The 19,087-nt window shown below is 66.1% G+C and carries 16 protein-coding genes and 1 pseudogene; 10 read left to right on the forward strand and 7 right to left on the reverse strand.

Going from position 1 to position 19,087, the window contains the following annotated elements; all coding sequences use genetic code 11:
- The first annotated feature begins 44 nt into the window (after positions 1–44).
- Both purU and KSS95_RS24555 read left to right on the forward strand, forming a co-directional pair.
- Positions 45–896 (forward strand): formyltetrahydrofolate deformylase, encoded by an 852-nt coding sequence (purU, locus tag KSS95_RS08060; protein WP_217853127.1) that lies wholly within the window; start codon positions 45–47, stop codon positions 894–896.
- A gap of 22 nt (positions 897–918) precedes the next feature.
- Entirely contained in the window at positions 919–1,152 is a 234-nt protein-coding gene (locus tag KSS95_RS24555) for a hypothetical protein (protein ID WP_134691499.1), read from the forward strand.
- On the opposite strand, the gene gpgF is transcribed toward KSS95_RS24555, so the two are convergent.
- From gpgF to KSS95_RS24790, 5 genes and pseudogenes are all read right to left on the reverse strand, one after another.
- On the reverse strand, positions 1,058–2,050 hold the full coding sequence (gene gpgF / locus KSS95_RS08065; protein ID WP_217853129.1) for a glucosaminyl phosphatidylglycerol flippase: 993 nt from the start codon (positions 2,048–2,050) through the stop codon (positions 1,058–1,060). The two genes, KSS95_RS24555 and gpgF, sit on opposite strands and share 95 nt — an antisense overlap.
- On the reverse strand, positions 2,047–2,811 hold the full coding sequence (gpgD, locus tag KSS95_RS08070) for an N-acetylglucosaminyl phosphatidylglycerol deacetylase (protein WP_217853131.1): 765 nt from the start codon (positions 2,809–2,811) through the stop codon (positions 2,047–2,049). The genes gpgF and gpgD overlap by 4 nt, the downstream gene beginning before the upstream one ends.
- Complete coding sequence (gene gpgS, locus KSS95_RS08075; RefSeq protein WP_217853133.1) at positions 2,804–3,925, reverse strand: N-acetylglucosaminyl phosphatidylglycerol synthase; 1,122 nt, start codon at positions 3,923–3,925, stop codon at positions 2,804–2,806. The genes gpgD and gpgS overlap by 8 nt, the downstream gene beginning before the upstream one ends.
- A gap of 145 nt (positions 3,926–4,070) precedes the next feature.
- Positions 4,071–4,835: a methyl-accepting chemotaxis protein gene (locus KSS95_RS24785; RefSeq protein ID WP_371041571.1), complete on the reverse strand. Its 765-nt coding sequence runs from the start codon at positions 4,833–4,835 to the stop codon at positions 4,071–4,073.
- Between the two features lie 93 nt (positions 4,836–4,928).
- Positions 4,929–5,945, reverse strand: a pseudogene (locus KSS95_RS24790) (HAMP domain-containing protein); the annotation flags it as partial.
- 171 nt (positions 5,946–6,116) lie between these two features.
- Here KSS95_RS24790 and KSS95_RS08085 point away from each other — a divergent pair.
- Entirely contained in the window at positions 6,117–7,592 is a 1,476-nt protein-coding gene (locus tag KSS95_RS08085; protein WP_217853138.1) for a helicase HerA-like domain-containing protein, read from the forward strand.
- Positions 7,593–7,816: 224 nt separating this feature from the next.
- On the opposite strand, the gene KSS95_RS08090 is transcribed toward KSS95_RS08085, so the two are convergent.
- Both KSS95_RS08090 and KSS95_RS08095 read right to left on the reverse strand, forming a co-directional pair.
- The gene (locus KSS95_RS08090; RefSeq protein WP_217853140.1) at positions 7,817–9,289 is read right to left on the reverse strand and encodes an inorganic phosphate transporter; all 1,473 of its coding nucleotides are present in this window, start codon (positions 9,287–9,289) and stop codon (positions 7,817–7,819) included.
- Positions 9,290–9,600: 311 nt separating this feature from the next.
- Positions 9,601–9,801 carry a hypothetical protein gene (locus KSS95_RS08095; RefSeq protein WP_134691492.1) on the reverse strand — a complete coding sequence of 67 codons (201 nt, stop codon included), beginning with the start codon at positions 9,799–9,801 and terminating at the stop codon, positions 9,601–9,603.
- Positions 9,802–10,370: 569 nt separating this feature from the next.
- On the opposite strand from KSS95_RS08095, the gene pcaR reads away from it, so the two are divergent.
- The 7 genes from pcaR to KSS95_RS08130 all read left to right on the forward strand — a co-directional run bounded on the left by pcaR (position 10,371) and on the right by KSS95_RS08130 (position 19,087).
- A complete protein-coding gene (pcaR, locus tag KSS95_RS08100; RefSeq protein WP_217853142.1) occupies positions 10,371–11,240 on the forward strand; it encodes a pca regulon transcriptional regulator PcaR in 870 nt (289 codons plus the stop codon).
- Between the two features lie 627 nt (positions 11,241–11,867).
- Complete coding sequence (gene pcaK / locus KSS95_RS08105; RefSeq protein WP_217853144.1) at positions 11,868–13,214, forward strand: 4-hydroxybenzoate transporter PcaK; 1,347 nt, start codon at positions 11,868–11,870, stop codon at positions 13,212–13,214.
- 172 nt (positions 13,215–13,386) lie between these two features.
- Positions 13,387–14,247: a CoA transferase subunit A gene (locus KSS95_RS08110; protein WP_217853146.1), complete on the forward strand. Its 861-nt coding sequence runs from the start codon at positions 13,387–13,389 to the stop codon at positions 14,245–14,247.
- Entirely contained in the window at positions 14,244–15,023 is a 780-nt protein-coding gene (locus KSS95_RS08115; RefSeq protein ID WP_217853148.1) for a CoA-transferase subunit beta, read from the forward strand. Before KSS95_RS08110 ends, KSS95_RS08115 begins: the two co-directional genes overlap by 4 nt.
- On the forward strand, positions 15,020–16,225 hold the full coding sequence (gene pcaF, locus KSS95_RS08120) for a 3-oxoadipyl-CoA thiolase (RefSeq protein ID WP_217853948.1): 1,206 nt from the start codon (positions 15,020–15,022) through the stop codon (positions 16,223–16,225). Before KSS95_RS08115 ends, pcaF begins: the two co-directional genes overlap by 4 nt.
- Before the next feature lie 210 nt (positions 16,226–16,435).
- Positions 16,436–17,725 (forward strand): MFS family transporter, encoded by a 1,290-nt coding sequence (locus KSS95_RS08125; RefSeq protein WP_217853149.1) that lies wholly within the window; start codon positions 16,436–16,438, stop codon positions 17,723–17,725.
- Between the two features lie 9 nt (positions 17,726–17,734).
- The gene (locus KSS95_RS08130) at positions 17,735–19,087 is read left to right on the forward strand and encodes a 3-carboxy-cis,cis-muconate cycloisomerase (protein ID WP_217853151.1); all 1,353 of its coding nucleotides are present in this window, start codon (positions 17,735–17,737) and stop codon (positions 19,085–19,087) included.

Below are 19,087 nucleotides of genomic sequence, written 5' to 3' on the forward strand. Positions count from 1 at the left end.
CTCGCTAGAATGTGCGCCTTTGCGAAGTTCTGGAGTTTTTCCTCATGCGCACCTATCGATTGGTGATTGCCTGCCCCGACCGTGTCGGCATCGTGGCCAAGGTCAGTAATTTCCTGGCCCTCTACAATGGCTGGATCACCGAGGCCAGCCACCACTCCGACGAGCAGAGCGGCTGGTTCTTCATGCGCCATGAGATTCGTGCCGAGTCCCTGCCGTTCGGTATCGATGCCTTCCGCGAGGCCTTTGCGCCGATCGCCGAAGAATTCTCGATGACCTGGCGGATCACCGATTCGGCACAGAAGAAGCGCGTGGTGCTGATGGCCAGCCGCGAGTCGCACTGCCTGGCCGATTTGCTGCACCGCTGGCACACCGACGAGCTCGATTGCGAGATCCCGTGCGTGATTTCCAACCACAACGACCTGCGCAGCATGGTCGAGTGGCACGGCATTCCGTTCCACCACGTGCCAGTGGATCCGCAGGACAAGCAACCGGCGTTCGCCGAGGTTTCCCGCCTGGTGGCTGAATACGACGCCGACGCCGTGGTGCTGGCGCGCTACATGCAAATCCTGCCGCCGCAGCTGTGCCAGGCGTACGCCGAGAAAGTCATCAACATCCACCACAGCTTCCTGCCTTCGTTCGTCGGCGCCAAGCCTTACCACCAGGCGGCCCTGCGTGGCGTGAAGCTGATCGGCGCGACCTGCCACTACGTCACCGAAGAGCTGGACGCCGGTCCGATCATCGAGCAGGACGTGGTGCGTGTCAGCCATGCCGACAGCATCGAGGACATGGTTCGCTTCGGCCGCGACGTGGAGAAGATGGTCCTGGCCCGTGGCCTGCGCTACCACCTGGAAGACCGCGTGCTGGTGCACGGCAACAAGACCGTGGTGTTCAACTAAGGTTTGCAGGCGAGGAACAGCCATGGCAGCGCCTGGTGACAAGGCCGGTGCTTCATTGCCCGCCACCTTGGGCGAGGGCTGCCTGGCACGCTTCGACCCCAGCGCCTTGAGCGCCGAGGATGGCACCGAGTTCCCCGGTGCCGCCGAGCTCTGGGCCGTGCTCAACCCGCCTGGCGACGACGGCGCTGCCACAGCGGACGCGCCAGCAGGCAGACGAACACCGGCCCACCGGCGAACAGATAGAAGTAATAGGTAACCGCGCGCCAGATCAGGATCGCCGCGGCCGCCGTCGACCCCCCCACCAGCGGCGCCAGCAAGGTCGCCGACGTCAGTTCCGCCGCGCCGGCGCCGCCGGGCAACAGGCTGAACTGCCCGGCGCTGAGCGCGAGCATCTGCACCAGGAAGCTCGCAATCCACGCCAGTTCCACGCCCAAGCCCTTCAGCACCAGGTACAGCACGCTGTAGCGCAGGCACCAGTGTGCGCACGTGAGGGTGAAGACCAATGCCAAGGTGCGCTTGGGCAGGCGCCAGGTGTCGGCCAGGGCGCGGACGAAGCGCAGCAGCTTGCGCGCCCAGCGCCGTCGGCGCTCCGGGGCCATGCCCAGGCGGCTCAGCAGGCGGCCGTTGCCACGCATCAGCGCGCGCCGATAGCGCAGCAGCAGAACAATGCCCGCCAGCGCCGCGCATAGCAGCACGGCGCTGCCCAGCAGCATGTGCTGCTGGCTGTGGCCGAGGCTGTGGAACAGGGCGTAACCGGCAATCGCCAGCATGGCGCAAAAGAAGAACACCAGGTCGTTCAACTGGTCCATGGCGAACACCGCGCCGCTGCGCGAGGGGGCGATGCGCTCGCGGGCCAGCAAGGTCATCAGCGTCAGCGGGCCGCCGCTGCCGCCGGGAGTGGTGCAGATGGCGAACTCGGTGGCCATGATCACCGCGAGGCTGCGCAGCCGCCCCACCTGCGCGCCCTGTTCGCCCAGGAGCAGGCGCAGGCGCAAGGCGTTGATCACCCAGCACAGCAGGATCATTCCCAGCAACAAGGCCATCAGCCCTGGGGCGAAGGCTTGCAGGCGTGGCAGCAGTTCGCTGCCGCCGAGCACGGCCGGGACCAGCACCGCCAGCAGCACGGCCAGGCCCAGCCAGCCCAGGCGGTTCACCGGGTAGCCTGGCGCGCCAGCCAGGTGGATTTGGTCAGCGGTTCGCGGCCCTCGGCCAGCAACTGCTGCAGGGTGTCCAGCCAGTAGTTGCGGGCGCTGGCGTGGCGCATGTCCACCGGGTGCAGGCCCAGGCGCAAGGTGGGGGCGTCGCGCCAGCGCCGGCATTGCCAGTCGCTGAGCACCTTCGACAGGCCCCGACGCCAGGCACTGCGGGCGCTCCACACCAGGCCGGGGGCGCTGTAGGCGGTGAAGTCCGGCAGGCGATACAGGTGCTGCGGCGTGCTGGTGTAGCGCAGGGGCAGCTGGCGCAGGGCCTGGCGCGTGCCGGCGCTCATCAGCCAGGCCGGGGCGACGAAGCCTGCGACCGGCCAGCCTTGCTGGCCGAACAACGCCAGCCCGGCCTCCAGCCGTTGCAAGGCCTGGGCCTGGTCCAGGCGGTAGAACTCCCCTTCGTGGGTATAGAGGCGGCGCATGAAGAACTCGCCCGGCCCGCGTGGCGGCGGGCCGTCGTCGGCGTGGTAGTAGCCGTGCAGGGCCAGCTCGTCGCCGCAGGCCAGGCGTCGTTCGAGCAGGCGGCAGAAGGTCGGTGAGCGGGTCAGCGCATTGCGGTGGTGGAAGTCCGGCACCACCAGCCAGGTCATGGGCACGTTGCCCAGTGCGTCGATGGCCTGGACGAACGGCTGGTAGTCCGGCCAGGTTTCCGGCGCGACGTCATGCAGCACCAGCATCAGGCTGCGCGCGCTGCCTGGCTGCTCAACCATGGGCACGCACCTGGGGCTGATGCCCCAGCACGGCTCGATAGTGATGCAACAGGCCGCTGACCACCGCGTCCCAACTGTAATGGCGCTCGGCATGCCGACGAGCCTGGGCACCCAGCGTCCGCACCCCGGCCTCGAACACCTCGCGCACGGCGTTGGCCATGGCCGGGCCATCGTTGGCGGGGCACAGGCGGCCGCACTGGTCGTTGACGATTTCGCTGAATGCCCCGGCGCGCACGGCCACTACCGGGGTGGCGCTGGCCATGGCCTCGAGGATGACCAGGCCGAAGGTTTCCTGGTCGCCGGCATGCACCAGCAGGTCGGCGCTGGCCAGCAGCCGGGCGACCTCGTGCGCGGGGCAGAAGTGGTCGATCACGCTGACGTTGGCCGGCACGCTGGCGGGCATGTTCGAACCCACCAGCAACAGGTGGTAGTGCGCCCCCAGGGTGCGCATGCAGTCGAGCAGCACCGGCAGGTTCTTTTCCCGCGAGCCGCGCCCGGCGAACACCAGCAGACGGCTGGAGTCGGCGATGCCCAATGCGGCGCGCAGGCCGGGGTCGCGGCGTTCGGGGTGAAACAGCGCCAGGTCGACCCCCAGGCGCTGCACATGCACATCGTTGACGCCGAGCTGGCGCAGCTTGTCGGCCATCACCTGGCTGGGCGCCAGGACCCGGTCGAAGTTACCGTACAACTTGCTGACATAGGCCTCGACGTTGGGCGTGAACCAGTTGCCCATGCGGTTGCTGACCAGCAAAGGCAGGTCGGAGTGGTAAAAGCCGATCACCGGCACGTCGAGCTGGCGCCGGGCCTCGAGGGCGGCCCAGGCGGTGAGGTAGGGGTCGCCGACCTCGATCAGCTCGGGTTGCAGGCGGCGCAGCACCTGGCACCAGGGGGCCAGGCGCAGGGGAAAGCGGTAACCGTTGCCGAACGGCAGTGGCGGGGCGGGGACCTGGTAGACGCCATCGGCATGGCCGGCGTTGGCGCCGGGGATCAGCAGGCTGTGGCGTACGCCAGGCATTGCGTCGAGGCGGCGGTGTTTGGCATCAAGATAGGTCCGTACGCCGCCGCTGGCCGGGGCGTAGAACATGGTGATGTCGGCGATGTGCACGATCAGCATCCCTCCGGGATCGTCCTCGGGTGTGTCATCTGGCGATGACGCGCCTAAAGGTTGACCTTATTGAAGGATAGTTTGTTCGATCGTGTTTCGAGGCGCGCGGTAGCCGCCAACCAGGCTGGCGGCTACCGCGCGAGACGGCGCAAGGTCAGATGCGGAAACTGCCGACCAGGTGCTTGAGGCGCCCGGCCTGCTGCTCGAGGTCCGAGCAGGCGCGCAGGGTGGCCTGCAGGTTCTCGACGCCTTCCTGGTTGAGCATGTTGATCTCGTTGATGTCCATGTTGATCGAGTCGACCACGGCGGTCTGTTCCTCGGTGGCGGTGGCCACCGACTGGTTCATGCCGTCGATCTCGCCGATACGCTGGGTCACGCTGCCCAGGCGTTCACCGGCCTGGTTGGCGATGTCCATGCTGTCCTGGCTGTGGCGCTGGCTCTGGCCCATGGTGTCGACCGACTCGCGGGCACCGACCTGCAGCTCCTCGATCATGGTCTGCACCTGTTGCGCCGACTCCTGGGTGCGGTGGGCCAGGTTGCGCACCTCATCGGCGACCACGGCGAAGCCGCGCCCGGCCTCGCCGGCGCGGGCGGCCTCGATCGCGGCGTTGAGCGCCAGCAGGTTGGTCTGCTGGGAGATGCTGGTGATCACTTCGAGGATCTGACCGATGTTCACGGTCTTGTTATTCAACGTCTCGATGTGCTCGCTGGAGGTGACGATCAGGTCCGACAGGCGGTTCATCGCATCGATGTTGCGCTGCACCACCTGCTGGCCTTCTTCGGCCAGCAGGCGCGCGGAACTGGCGTGCTGCGAGGCCTGGGCGGCGTTGCCGGCGATTTCCTGGGCAGCGGCGCCGAGCTGGTTGATGGCGGCGGCGACGCTGTTGGTACGGTTGGACTGCTCGTCGGAGTTGGCCATCGACGAGTTGGAGGCGCTGATCACCCGCAGGGCCACTTCGTTGACCTGCTCGGTGGCCGACGATACTTCGCGGATCGAGCCATGGATGCGCTCGACGAAGCGGTTGAAGGCCGTGCCGAGGATGCCGAATTCGTCGTGGTTGTGGATTTCCAGGCGGCGGGTCAGGTCGCCTTCGCCTTCGGCGATGTTGCTCATGGCGCGGGTCATGGTGTGCAGCGGTTGCATCAGCACGCGGATCAGCAGGCCGAGCAAGGCGATGATGATCACCACCGCCACCAGGGTGGCGATCACCGCCGAGGTGCGGAACGTGCTGAGCATCGAGAAGGCCTTGTCCTTGTCCACCGACAGGCCGATGTACCAGTTGGCCGAAGGCAGGCCCTTGACCGGGGTGAAGGTCAGCAGGCGGGTCTGGCCGCCCTGCTCGACCTCGGTCAGGTCACGCGACAGCCTTGGGGTGTTCTGTGGGAACAGGTCCGAGAGCGACTTCATCACCAGGTTCTTGTCCGGGTGCACCAGGATCTTGCCCTGGTCGTTGACCAGGAAGGCATATCCCATGCCGCCGAAATTCAGCGAATTGATGATGTCCACCAGGCCGTCGAGGGCCAGGTCGCCGCCGACCACGCCGACCGAGCGCGAGGCGGTGCTGATGATCGAGATGACCATCTTGTTGGTGGCCATGTCGATGTACGGTTCGGTGAGGATCGGGCCGCTGGCGTTCAGGCCGTCCTTGTACCAGGGGCGCACGCGCGGGTCGTAGCCGTCGGGCATCTTGGTGTCCGGGCGTACGGTGAAGGTGCCGTCGGGCTGGCCCAGGTAGATGGTCAGGAAGCTCGAGGTCAGGGCGTTCTGGCCCAGCAGGGTACCGGTGTTCTGCGGGAACTGGGCCAGGTTCTGCGCCACGTTCTCGACCAGTTTGATGCGGCCTTCGAACAGGTTGCGGATGTTGGTGGAGGTGGAGTCGCCCATCTCAGCCAGGTAGTTCTCCAGATCCTCGCGAATGGCGTTACGCTGGAGATAGTCGTTGTACAAGGTGAACAGGCTGAAGGCGAGGATCACGATCAGTGATGCCGCCATGAGAATCTTGTGGCTGAAACGAAGGCTTTTATTCATGACGTGAGGCGTCCGCTAAGGTTTTGTTATCGGGTCGTTCGCACAAAGCACGGCTGGAAAACAGTGCAACATTTCCCGGGGTCCTTGTCGGGGTTGTTACTGTCTTTCTAGGAGAATCATTTCGAAATATCGGCACATATGTGACAGAACTTGAGCAGGGGAAGGATGAAGATGTCAGATTCTTCGCAAATGATTGTAGGAGCAGGCCCTGATGGCCAACCGGTAACCCAGGCCATGCGTCTGGCCAACCGCCACGGCCTGGTGGCGGGGGCGACCGGTACCGGCAAGACCGTCACCTTGCAGCACCTGGCCGAGCTGTTCAGCGATGCCGGCGTCGCGGTGTTCGCCGCCGACGTCAAGGGCGACCTGTGCGGCCTGGGTGCGGCCGGTGCGCCCCAAGGCAAGGTGGCCGAGCGCATTGCCGGCATGCCCTGGCTGAACTATCGGCCCCAGGCCTATCCGGTCAGCTTGTGGGATGTTGCCGGGCAGACCGGGCACCCGCTGCGTACCACCCTGAGCGAGATGGGCCCGCTGTTGCTGGGCAACCTGCTGGAGTTGACCGACAGCCAGCAGGCGGCGTTGTACGCCGCGTTCAAGGTGGCGGACCGCGAAGGCCTGCTGCTGCTCGACCTCAAAGACCTCAAGGCCTTGCTCGCCCACCTGAAGGACAACCCGCAGTTGCTCGGCGAGGACAGCGCGCTGATGACCAGCGCGTCGACCCAGGCCTTGCTGCGCCGCCTGGCGACCCTGGAGCAGCAAGGCGCCGAGGCGCTGTTCGGCGAGCCGGCGCTGCAGCTCGAAGACCTGCTGCGCCTGGATGGCGATGGCCGCGGGCGTATCCACCTGCTCGACGCCAGTCGCCTGGTGCACGATGCGCCCAAGGTCTACGCGACCTTCCTGCTCTGGCTGCTGGCCGAGCTGTTCGAGCAACTGCCCGAACGGGGCGACGCCGACAAACCGGTGCTGGCACTGTTCTTCGACGAGGCGCACCTGCTGTTCAACGGCACGCCCAAGGCCTTGCAGGATCGCCTGGAGCAAGTGGTGCGGCTGATCCGCTCCAAGGGCGTGGGGGTGTACTTCGTCACCCAGTCGCCGGGCGACTTGCCGGATGCCGTGCTGGCGCAGCTGGGCCTGCGCATTCAGCATGGCCTGCGCGCGTTCACGGCCAAGGAGCAGAAGTCGCTGCGCGCCGTGGCCGATGGGTTCCGGCCGAACCCGGCGTTCGACAGCCTGGCGGTGCTCACCGAGTTGGGCATCGGCGAGGCGCTGGTCGGCACCCTGGAAGAAAAGGGCACCCCGGCCATGGTCCAGCGGGTGCTGATCGCGCCGCCGCAGTCACGCATCGGGCCGTTGAGCGCGGTCGAGCGCAGTGCGTTGATCGCGGCGTCACCCCTGGCCGGGCGTTATGACAAGCCGATCGATCGCGAGTCGGCCTACGAACTGCTGACCCAGCGCAAGGGCGAGCCGGTGGAGCCGGTACCGCAGCCCAAGGCTGACGAGGACAGCTTTGCCGACAAGGCCGGCGAGTTCCTGCAGAGTGCCGCGGGGCAGGCGATCAAGTCGGCGGTGCGCCAGGCGGCCAACCAGTTGGGCCGGCAGTTGGTGCGCGGGCTGATGGGGTCGTTGCTGGGGGGCAAGAAGCGCTAGGGCGCATGCCAGTTCCGATCCATGCGCATTTCCTGTAGGAGCCAGCCTTGCTGGCGAACCAGGCGACACGATGGCGGGCACTGGCTGCGTCGGTGTTCGCGGCTCAAGCCGCTGCCACAGGCGCCCAGCCAGATTGAAGAGTCCACGCAGGTATGCCAGGCGCCTGCGCAACCTGGATGAACGAAAAAGGCGCCCGAAGGCGCCTTTTTCCACTGCGGTGTCACTCAGCCAATGGCCTTGGACGCCAGCCAGAACAGGCCGGCCGCCAGGCCCATCGACGCCGGCAGGGTCAGCACCCAGGCCAGCAGGATGGTCTTCACGGTGCCGCCTTGCAGGCCGCTCTTGTTGGCGACCATGGTACCGGCCACACCCGACGACAGGACGTGGGTGGTGGACACCGGCAGGCTGAAGATGTTGGCCATGCCGATGGCGCAGGCCGCGGTGATCTGCGCCGACATGCCCTGGGCATAGGTCATGCCCTGCTTGCCGATTTTTTCGCCGACGGTCAGCACCACGCGCTTCCAGCCGACCATGGTACCCAGGCCCAGGGCCAGGGCGACGGCCACGATCACCCAGAACGGGGCATATTCGGTGGTGGCGGTCAGGTCCTTGCGCAGTTTCTCCAGGTCGGCCTTTTCACGGGCTTCCAGGCCTGGCAGCTTGCCGACCTTCTTCGCCGTGTCGTCCAGGCACAGCAGGTAGCGGCGCACTTCGACGCGCTTGTCGGCGCTCAGGTCGCGGTAGTCGGTCACACCGGCCAGCGACGATTGCAGTGCGGCGATGGTCGGCTCGGTCTGTTGCGGGTTGCAGCTGAACTGCTCCGGCAGGTCGTTCGACTTGGCCTTGCCCAGGGCCAGGAACTCGCCGAGGGTGGCGGCGTTGCGCTGGTAGAACTGGCTCATGTGCAGGGTGGCGTCGCGGGTTCGCTCGATCTGGTAGGTGGTGCTGTTCAGGTCGAGCACGAACTTGGCCGGGACGATACCGATCAGCACCAGCATGATCAGGCCGATGCCTTTCTGGCCGTCGTTGGAGCCGTGCACGAAGCTCACGCCCATGGCCGAGATCACCAGCACCAGGCGGTTCCAGAACGGCGGGTGCTTCTTGTCGTCGAGCTTGCGGCGCTGGTCCGGGGTTTTGTGCATCTTCGACAGCGGGCGCCACCACTTCAGGCCGAGCAGCACCAGTGCGGCGACGGCGAAGCCGGCCATGGGCGAGACCACCAGCGACAGGGCGATGTCGATCGCCTTCTGCCAGTTGACGCCGTCACCCAGGGGGATGTCGCTGAGCACGGCATTGGCCAGGCCCACGCCGAGGATCGAGCCGATCAGGGTGTGCGAGCTGGAGGCCGGGATGCCGAAGTACCAGGTGCCCAGGTTCCAGGTGATGGCCGCGGCCAGCAGCGAGAAGACCATGGCCAGGCCGTGGCCGGTGTTCACGTTGATCAGCAGTTCCACCGGCAGCAGGTGGACGATGGCATAGGCCACCCCGACGCCGCCCAGCAGGACTCCGAGGAAGTTGAACACACCGGAGAAGAATACGGCCAGGTGTGGCGGCATGGCTTTGGTATAGATGACAGTGGCTACCGCGTTGGCGGTGTCATGAAAGCCATTGATGAACTCGAATGCGAGCACGAAGGTCAGAGCGAGCATCAGGCTCACGACGACCCAGGCATCCAGTCCGCTGAATAAATCGATCATGAAGGTTGTCTGGCGGTCTTAGGGGGGGCGGATTATGCCAGAAAACCATGGCAATCGATGCACCTGCCGCAGACCGATGGCTGCCGTGCATCTGGCCGTTGCCGCGCGAAAAGGCAATCGATGAGGCAAAAAAACAGCCTGAAAATCGGCTAATTATCTTGAAAATCAATGAAATGGAGCGAAAGTAAAATATCGCTCGCACTTCAAACGCTTGTATGAAATTTGTGTAATTCCATTTCACCCAAGGCGATTTTGCAATGATGCCTCACGCCAAGGGCCCGTGGCCGATGGCGCGATGAGATCATCCGCGCTCACTGCTCGTCCTGGCGCAGGTCCTTTTCCATCTTCTCCAGTTCCTGGGCGAAGGCCTGGTCGCGGATGCTGGCGCGTTTGCGCCAAGGTTTGCGTTCTGGCTCCGGTTGTGCGGCATAGGTGGTGACTTCACCACCGTAAACATCCTTGTAACGTTCAGCCTGGCGCTCGAGTTCCGCGCGCAGTTCTTCTTTCGTCACAGTTGATACCTGAATAGGTTGAAGTGTGGCGCGGGCAAACAAGTACACAATCAATGTGCGGGTATCGCGCCCGTGCGGATACATCGTTGTTGCGCGAACACGGCCGTGTTGGCGTCGAAGGCAACTTTGCGTGAGTGCCAGGGTTCGCTATCGGGCCTGCCACGCCTGGAGCGTGTGCAAGTGGGGTGCAAGCAACGAAAGTCTGCGGGTTGCAGCCGATTGGCAACTGTACAGCCCGCGAAGTCGATTATAGCAATCGGCAACTCGAAGGCTATCGTTCTTTACCAGGCCCTGACACGAGTTATGAATGAATAACAGGCCCGTGCGCTACCACGAAAGTTCAAACCCACGGCGCGGCAAGTTCGACATTGGCTGGCAGAAATGAAAACGGCCTCGCGGGTGGGCGAGGCCGTTGCCTGGGACTTCTGCGGTGGGTACCTGACCAGTCTCTCCAAAGAAGCCACACGTGGCATGGGGAAAGGTATAAGCAAAAGTGTCAGCGGTCAATTGCGATTATCGGCCGTTCGTTCGATAATCGCACAAGCTACCGTTTTCTTGAGGCAAGCCCCATGAACGATGAAACCTCCGGCCCGGTGCCGAACGAGCCAGCGCGCAGCAGTGTGTCGGCCCTGGCGCCGCCGATCGTGGCCTCGGCGGCCAAACGTATCCAGGCATTCACCGGCGACCCGGATTTCATGACCTCCCTGGCCCGTGGCCTGGCGGTGATCCAGGCCTTCCAGGAACGCAAACGCCACCTGACCATCGCCCAGATCAGCCACCGCACGGAAATCCCCCGGGCGGCGGTACGGCGTTGCCTGCACACGCTGATGAAGCTTGGCTATGCCACCACCGACGGTCGCACCTATTCATTGCTGCCCAAGGTGCTGACCCTGGGGCATGCCTACCTGTCCTCGACACCGTTGGCGGTTTCGGCGCAGCCCTACCTGGACCGCATCAGCGACCAACTGCACGAGGCGGCCAACATGGCCACCCTGGAAGGCGACGACATCCTTTACATAGCGCGCTCGGCCACGGTGGAGCGGTTGATCTCGGTCGACCTGTCGGTGGGTGGACGGCTACCGGCCTATTGCACGTCGATGGGGCGCATCCTGTTGGCGGCGCTGGACGATGCCAGCCTGCACGAGTACCTGGAGCGCGCCGACCTGAAGGCGCGGACCAGCCGCACGCTGCACGATGCGCAATCGCTGCTGGCCTGTATCCAGCAGGTGCGCGAGCAGGGTTGGTGCGTGGTCGACCAGGAGCTGGAGCAGGGGCTGCGCTCGATTGCCGTGCCTATCTACGACGCCTCGGGGCAGGTGCTGGCGGCGTTGAATGTGAGTACCCATGTAGGCCGGGTCAGCCGTGGCGAGTTGGAGCAGCGGTTCCTGCCGATCCTGCTGGCAGCCAGCCGGGATCTGTGCCACCAGTTGTTTGGTTGAGTTGCAGGAGCCGGCCTCTACCGCGCTGCCTGCTTCGCCAGCAAGGCTGGCTCCTACAGGTATGGCAGGCCGTGACCGGTGGAGGAGCCGGCTTGCCGGCGAACACCGGCACGGCCGGTGCCATCCACCGCGGCGCCTGGATCGCCAGCAAGCTGGCTCCTCCTACGGGGCGGGGTACGCCGCAAACGTGTAGGAGCCGGCTTGCCGGCGAACACCGGCACGGCCGGTGCCATCCACCGCAGCGCCTGGTTCGCCAGCAAGCTGGCTCCTACGGGGCGGGGTACGCCGCAAACGTGTAGGAGCCGGCTTGCCGGCGAACACCGGCACGGCCGGTGCCATCCACCGCGGCGCCTACCGCTAGTGCATCAACAAGATCCTGTGCGATAAACGCACAGTGTCGCCTGCGGCGAATTGCACCGCCCCAGCCTGCTGATTAATGTCTGTCGCACACGTCGGCTGCGCCGACCGGACAATAACAACAGGCCCGAGGGCACCCCCATGAATATGCTCCCTTCGCTGTCGCAGTTGCATTCCGGCTAATTTCTCGCCGCGCTATCCGTTGTCTCCTGTTGCTGTGCATGGCTCATGCGCAGTAGCGTGCCTGCGCCTACCTTCCGGATAACAATAATGAACAAACCGCAATCCGCCGTCGGCCACTGCCTCGACGTGCAGTCCTTGATCAATGCCCAGCCCTTGTCTCGCTACCAGTGGCGGGTGGTGATCCTGTGCTTCCTGATCGTTTTCCTCGACGGCCTGGATACCGCCGCCATGGGCTTCATCGCCCCGGCGCTGTCCCAGGAGTGGGGGATCGACCGTGCCAGCCTGGGCCCGGTGATGAGCGCCGCGTTGATCGGCATGGTGTTCGGCGCATTGGGTTCTGGCCCGCTGGCCGACCGCTTCGGGCGCAAGGGCGTGCTGGTGGGAGCGGTGCTGGTGTTCGGCGGGTTCAGCCTGGCCTCGGCTTACGCGAACAATGTCGAGCAGTTGCTGGTGCTGCGGTTTCTCACCGGGCTGGGCCTGGGGGCTGGCATGCCCAATGCCACCACGCTGCTGTCCGAGTACACCCCCGAGCGGCTCAAGTCGCTGCTGGTGACCAGCATGTTCTGCGGTTTCAACCTGGGGATGGCCGGCGGCGGGTTCATTTCCGCCAAGCTGATCCCGGCCTACGGCTGGCACAGCCTGCTGGTGATCGGCGGCGTGTTGCCGTTGCTGCTGGCGCTGGTGTTGCTGGTCTGGTTGCCGGAGTCGGCGCGGTTCCTGGTGGTGCGCAACCGTGGCAGCGACAAGGTGCGCAAGACCCTGGCGCCGATCGCCCCGGCGCTGGTGGCCAAGGCGGCGAGCTTCAGTGTGCCGGAGCAAAAGGCCGTGGCGGCGCGCAACGTGTTCGCGGTGATCTTCTCGGGTACCTATGGAGTGGGCACCCTGCTGCTGTGGCTGACCTACTTCATGGGCCTGGTGATCGTCTACCTGCTGACCAGCTGGCTGCCGACGCTGATGCGCGACAGTGGCGCCAGCATGGAGCAGGCGGCATTCATCGGCGCGCTGTTCCAGTTCGGAGGCGTGCTCAGCGCGGTGGCGGTGGGCTGGGCGATGGACCGCTTCAATCCGCACAAGGTGATCGGCCTCTTCTACCTGCTGGCCGGCGTGTTCGCCTACGCGGTGGGGCAGAGCCTGGGCAACATCACCTTGCTGGCGACCCTGGTGCTGGTCGCGGGCATGTGCGTGAACGGCGCGCAATCGGCGATGCCATCGCTGGCGGCGCGGTTCTACCCGACCCAGGGGCGGGCCACGGGCGTCTCGTGGATGCTCGGTATTGGCCGCTTCGGCGCGATCCTGGGGGCCTGGAGCGGGGCGACGCTGCTGGGGCTAGGCTGGAACTTCGAGCAGGTGCTGACGGCGCTGCTGGTGCCGGCGGCCCTGGCGGCCGTGGGGGTGGTGGTCAAAGGGCTGGTAAGCCACGCGGATGCTACCTGAGCTGCAGGCGTGCTGAGGCCTACGGAGCTGAAGCTGACAAATGGTTCGATAATCGAACATAAGTGCGATTATCGGATTGTTTGCCCCTGCCGGCTTCCTTAATCTGGGCCCATCGCAGCGCAGCATCGGCCCGCTGCTCACTGACCCGACTCGACCTGACCAGGAGTCTCCAATGGCAGCAATCCTCTCGCTTCACGAGGCTGTGAAGCAGTTTGTCCACGACGGCGACAGCGTCGCCCTCGAGGGCTTCACCCACCTGATCCCCAGTGCCGCCGGCCACGAAATCATCCGCCAGGGCAAGCGCGACCTGACCCTGGTGCGCATGACCCCGGACCTGATCTACGACCAGCTGATCGGCGCCGGCTGCGCGCGCAAGCTGGTCTTCTCCTGGGGGGGCAACCCCGGAGTCGGCTCGCTGCACCGCCTGCGCGATGCCGTGGAGAAGCACTGGCCGCACGCCATCGAGATCGAGGAACACAGCCACGCCGACCTGGCCAACGCCTATGTCGCTGGCGCCTCCGGCCTGCCGTTCGCCGTGCTGCGTGCCTACGCCGGCTCCGACCTGCCGAAGGTCAACCCGCTGATCAAGTCGGTGACCTGCCCGTTCACCGGCGAGGTACTCGCCGCGGTGCCCTCGTTGCGCCCGGACGTCACCGTGATCCACGCGCAAAAGGCCGACCGCAAGGGCAACGTGCTGTTGTGGGGCATCCTGGGCGTGCAGAAGGAAGCGGCATTGGCCGCCAAGCGCTGCATCGTCACCGTCGAGGAAATCGTCGACGACCTGAACGCGCCGATGAACGCCTGCGTGTTGCCGACCTGGGCCTTGAGCGCGGTGTGCCTGGTGCCCGGTGGCGCCCACCCGTCCTACGCCCACGGCTACTACGAACGCGACAATCGCTTCTACCAGGCCTGGGACCCGATCGCCCGCGACCGCGAGGCGTTCAGCGGGTGGATCGATACTTATATCCGCGGCACCGCCGACTTCACTGAATTCCAGGCCAGGTTGGCCAGCACCGCGGAGGCCGCGCAATGAACTATTCCACCGCCGAAATGATGACCGTCGCTGCCGCCCGCCGCCTGCGCAATGGCGCGGTGTGCTTCGTCGGCATCGGCCTGCCGTCCAAGGCCGCCAACCTGGCGCGGCTGACGTCGTCGCCCGATGTGGTGCTGATCTACGAATCCGGTCCGATCGGCGCCAAGCCCAGCGTGCTGCCGCTGTCGATCGGCGATGGCGAACTGGCCGAGACCGCCGACACCGTGGTGCCGACCGGCGAGATCTTCCGCTACTGGCTGCAAGGCGGGCGCATCGACGTGGGCTTTCTCGGCGCCGCCCAGGTCGACCGTTTCGGCAATATCAACACCACCGTGGTCGGCGACTACCATGCGCCCAAGACCCGCCTGCCCGGGGCGGGCGGTGCGCCAGAGATCGCCGGTTCGGCCAGGCAGGTGCTGATCATCCTCAAGCAGTCGACGCGGGCCTTTGTCGACAAACTCGACTTCATCACCTCGGTCGGCCATGGCGAGGGCGGCGACTCGCGCAAGCGCCTGGGCCTGCCCGGTGAAGGGCCGGTGGGCATCATCACCGACCTGTGCATCATGACGCCGGAGCAGGGGACCTACGAGTTCGTGGTCACTTCGATCCACCCGGGGGTGAGCCGCGAACAGATTGTCGCTGCCACCGGCTGGCCGATCCGTTTCGCCGACAGCGTGGTCGAAACCCCCGCGCCGAGCGCAGTGGAGCTGTCGGCGCTGCGCGACCTCGAGGCGCGTACCGCCGCCGCCCATGGCCAGATGGCAGGAGAAGCCTGATGCGTGACGTTTTCATCTGCGACGCTATCCGCACCCCCATCGGCCGTTTCGGCGGGGCCCTGGCCAGCGTGCGTGCCGACGACCTGGCGGCGGTGCCACTCAAGGCCCTGATCGAGCGCAACCCGCACGTCCAATGGCAACTGCTCGACGAAGTGTTCCTCGGCTGCGCCAACCAGGCCGGCGAGGACAACCGCAACGTGGCGCGCATGGCGTTGCTGCTGGCCGGCCTGCCACAGGGCGTTGCCGGCGTGACCCTCAACCGCCTGTGCGCCTCGGGCATGGACGCCATCGGCACCGCCTTCCGTGCCATCGCCAGTGGCGAGATGGAGTTGGCCATTGCCGGTGGCGTCGAGTCGATGTCCCGCGCACCGTTCGTCATGGGCAAGGCCGAGAGCGGCTACTCGCGCAGCATGAAGCTGGAGGACACGACCATTGGCTGGCGTTTTGTCAATCCGTTGATGAAGGCGCAGTACGGGGTGGATGCGATGCCCGAGACCGCCGACAACGTCGCCGACGACTACCAGGTGTCGCGCGCCGACCAGGATGACTTTGCCCTGCGCAGCCAGCAGAAGGCCGCCGCGGCACAGGCGGCAGGCTTTTTCGCCGAAGAGATCGTGCCGGTGCGTATCGCCCACAAGAAAGGCGAGACCGTGGTTACCGAGGACGAGCACCTGCGCCCGGATACCACCTTGCAAGCCTTGGGCAAGCTCAAACCGGTGAACGGGCCGGACAAGACGGTTACCGCCGGCAATGCCTCGGGGGTGAACGACGGCGCCGCCGCGCTGATCCTGGCGTCGGCCGAGGCCGTGAAGCGCCATGGCCTGACGCCCCGCGCGCGGGTTCTGGGCATGGCCAGCGCCGGGGTGGCGCCGCGGCTGATGGGCATCGGCCCGGTGCCGGCGGTGCGCAAGCTGACCGAGCGGCTGGGCCTGGCGCTGAGCGACTTCGATGTCATCGAGCTCAACGAGGCGTTCGCCAGCCAGGGCCTGGCGGTGTTGCGCGAGCTGGGCCTGGCCGACGATGCGCCGCAGGTCAATCCCAACGGTGGGGCGATTGCCTTGGGCCACCCGCTGGGGATGAGCGGGGCGCGCCTGGTGCTGACGGCGTTGCACCAGTTGGAGCGCAGCGGTGGGCGCAAGGGCTTGGCGACCATGTGCGTCGGGGTTGGCCAAGGCTTGGCGCTGGCCATCGAGCGGGTTTGACGTGGCGCGCGGCCCTGTAGGAGCGGCCTTGCGTCGCGATAGGGCTGCGCAGCAGCCCCAGCAATCTCCGATAAATCGCGATCCTGGGGCCGCTGCAGGCCCCTTTCGCGCCACAAGGCCGCTGCTGCAACGCTTGGTGTCCGGTAGCGGAACGAGTTTGTTACTGGGTATGTCTAGACTGTGCAGTGACCTCCCAGGAGTAAAAACACCATGACTTCCAGTTATTACACCGGTGAAGAACGCAGCAAGCGCATCTTCGCCATCGTCGGCGCGTCGTCGGGCAACCTGGTGGAGTGGTTCGACTTCTATGTCTATGCCTTCTGCGCCATCTACTTCGCCCCGGCGTTCTTCCCCTCCGACGACCCCACGGTACAACTGCTCAACACCGCCGGGGTATTCGCCGCGGGCTTTCTGATGCGGCCCATCGGTGGCTGGATCTTCGGCCGCCTGGCCGACCGCCACGGGCGCAAGAACTCGCTGATGATCTCGGTGCTGATGATGTGCGGCGGCTCGCTGATCATCGCCTGCCTGCCCACCTATGCCAGCATCGGCGCCTGGGCGCCGGCCTTGCTGCTGCTGGCGCGGCTGATCCAGGGCCTGTCGGTGGGCGGCGAGTATGGCACCACGGCTACCTACATGAGCGAAGTGGCGCTGCGTGGCCAGCGCGGGTTCTTCGCCTCGTTCCAGTACGTCACCTTGATCGGCGGCCAGTTGCTGGCGGTGCTGGTGGTGGTGATCCTGCAGCAACTGCTCAGCGAGGATGAACTGCGCGCCTACGGCTGGCGCATCCCGTTCGTGGTCGGGGCCATCGCCGCGCTGATTTCGCTGATGCTGCGCCGCTCGCTGAAGGAAACCAGCAGCGCCGAGACGCGCCAGGACAAGGACGCCGGCACCATCAGCGGGCTGTTTCGCAATCACGCCGCGGCTTTCGTCACGGTGCTGGGTTATACCGCCGGCGGTTCGCTGATCTTCTACACCTTCACCACCTACATGCAGAAATACCTGGTCAACACCGCCGGCATGAACGCCAAGAGCGCCAGTTTCGTGATGACCGGCGCGCTGTTCCTGTTCATGGTTTTGCAGCCGCTGTTCGGCATGCTCTCCGACCGGATCGGCCGGCGCAATTCGATGCTGCTGTTCGGCGCCCTGGGCACGCTTTTCACCGTGCCGTTGCTGATGGCGCTGAAGACCGTGAGCAGCCCGTTGCTGGCCTTCGTGCTGGTGAGCCTGGCATTGTGCATCGTCAGTTTCTACACCTCGATCAGCGGCCTGGTGAAGGCCGAGATGTTCCCGCCGCAGGTGCGCGCGCTGGGCGTCGGCCTGGCCTACGCGGTGGCCAACGCGGTGTTCGGCGGTTCGGCCGAGTACGTGGCCCTGGGCTTGAAAACCCTGGGGATGGAGAACACCTTCTACTGGTACGTGACGGCCATGATGGCCGTGGCCTTCCTGTTCAGCCTGCGCCTGCCGAAGCAGGCGGCGTACCTGCACCATGACCACTAAGGACGTTGCATGAGCCACCACCTGTTCGATGCCTACTTCACCGCCCCGGCCATGGGCGAGGTGTTCTCCGACCGCGGCCGGCTGCAAGGCATGCTCGATTTCGAGGCGGCCCTGGCCCGCGCCGAGGCCAGCGTCGGGTTGGTGCCGCACACCGCGGCGATGGCCATCGAGGCGGCCTGCAAGGCCGAGCGCTACGAGGTGCGGGCCCTGGCCGATGCCATCGCCGTGGCCGGCAATTCGGCGATTCCGCTGGTCAAGGCCCTGGGCAAGGTGGTCGCCAGCGGCGTGCCCGAGGCCGAACGCTATGTGCACCTGGGGGCAACCAGCCAGGATGCGATGGACAGCGGGCTGGTGCTGCAGTTGCGCGAGGCCCTGGCGCTGATCGAGAACGACCTGGCCAGGCTGGCCGACACCCTGGCCCGCCAGGCCTTGCAGCATGCCGATACGCCCTTGGTCGGGCGTACCTGGTTGCAGCACGCCACGCCGGTGACGCTGGGCATGAAGCTGGCCAGTGTGCTGGGGGCGCTGACCCGCCATCGCGAGCGGCTCAAGGCCTTGCGTCCGCGCTTGCTGGTGCTGCAGTTCGGCGGCGCTTCCGGCAGCCTGGCGGCCCTGGGCAGCAAGGCATTGCCGGTGGCCGAGGCGCTGGCCGGGCAGTTGCGCCTGGCACTGCCCGAGCAACCCTGGCACACCCAGCGTGACCGGCTGGTGGAGTTCGCTGCGGTGCTGGGCCTGATCGCCGGCAGCCTGGGCAAGTTCGGCCGGGATGTCAGCCTGCTGATGCAGACCGAGGCCGGCGAGCTGTACGAGCCCGGCGCGCCGGGCAAGGGCGGCTCCTCGACCATGCCGCACAAGCGCAACCCGGTGGGTGCGGCGGTACTGATCGCCGCCGCTACCCGGGTGCCGGGGCTGCTGTCGACGCTGTACAGCGCCATGCCCCAGGAGCATGAGCGCAGCCTCGGCCTGTGGCACGCCGAGTGGGAAACCTTGCCGGCGATCTGCTGCCTGGTTTCCGGTGCGCTGCACCAGGCCCAGGTGATCGCCGAAGGCATGCAGGTGGATGCCGCGCGCATGCGCCACAACCTCGACCTGACCCAGGGGCTGGTGCTCGCCGAAGCGGTGAGCATCGTCCTGGCCCAGCGCCTGGGCCGCGATCGCGCCCATCATCTGCTGGAACATTGCTGCCAGCGTGCGGTGGCCGAGCAGCGGCACTTGCGCGCGGTGCTCGGCGACGAGCCACAGGTCAGCGCCGAGCTGTCCGCTGAAGAGCTCGACCGCCTGCTCGACCCTGCCCATTACCTCGGCCAGGCCCGCGTCTGGGTGGCGCGCGCGGTGGCCGAGCATCAACGTTTCACTGCCTGA

The organism is Pseudomonas muyukensis, assembly GCF_019139535.1.
In the GTDB taxonomy this organism is placed as follows: Bacteria; Pseudomonadota; Gammaproteobacteria; order Pseudomonadales; family Pseudomonadaceae; genus Aquipseudomonas; species Aquipseudomonas muyukensis.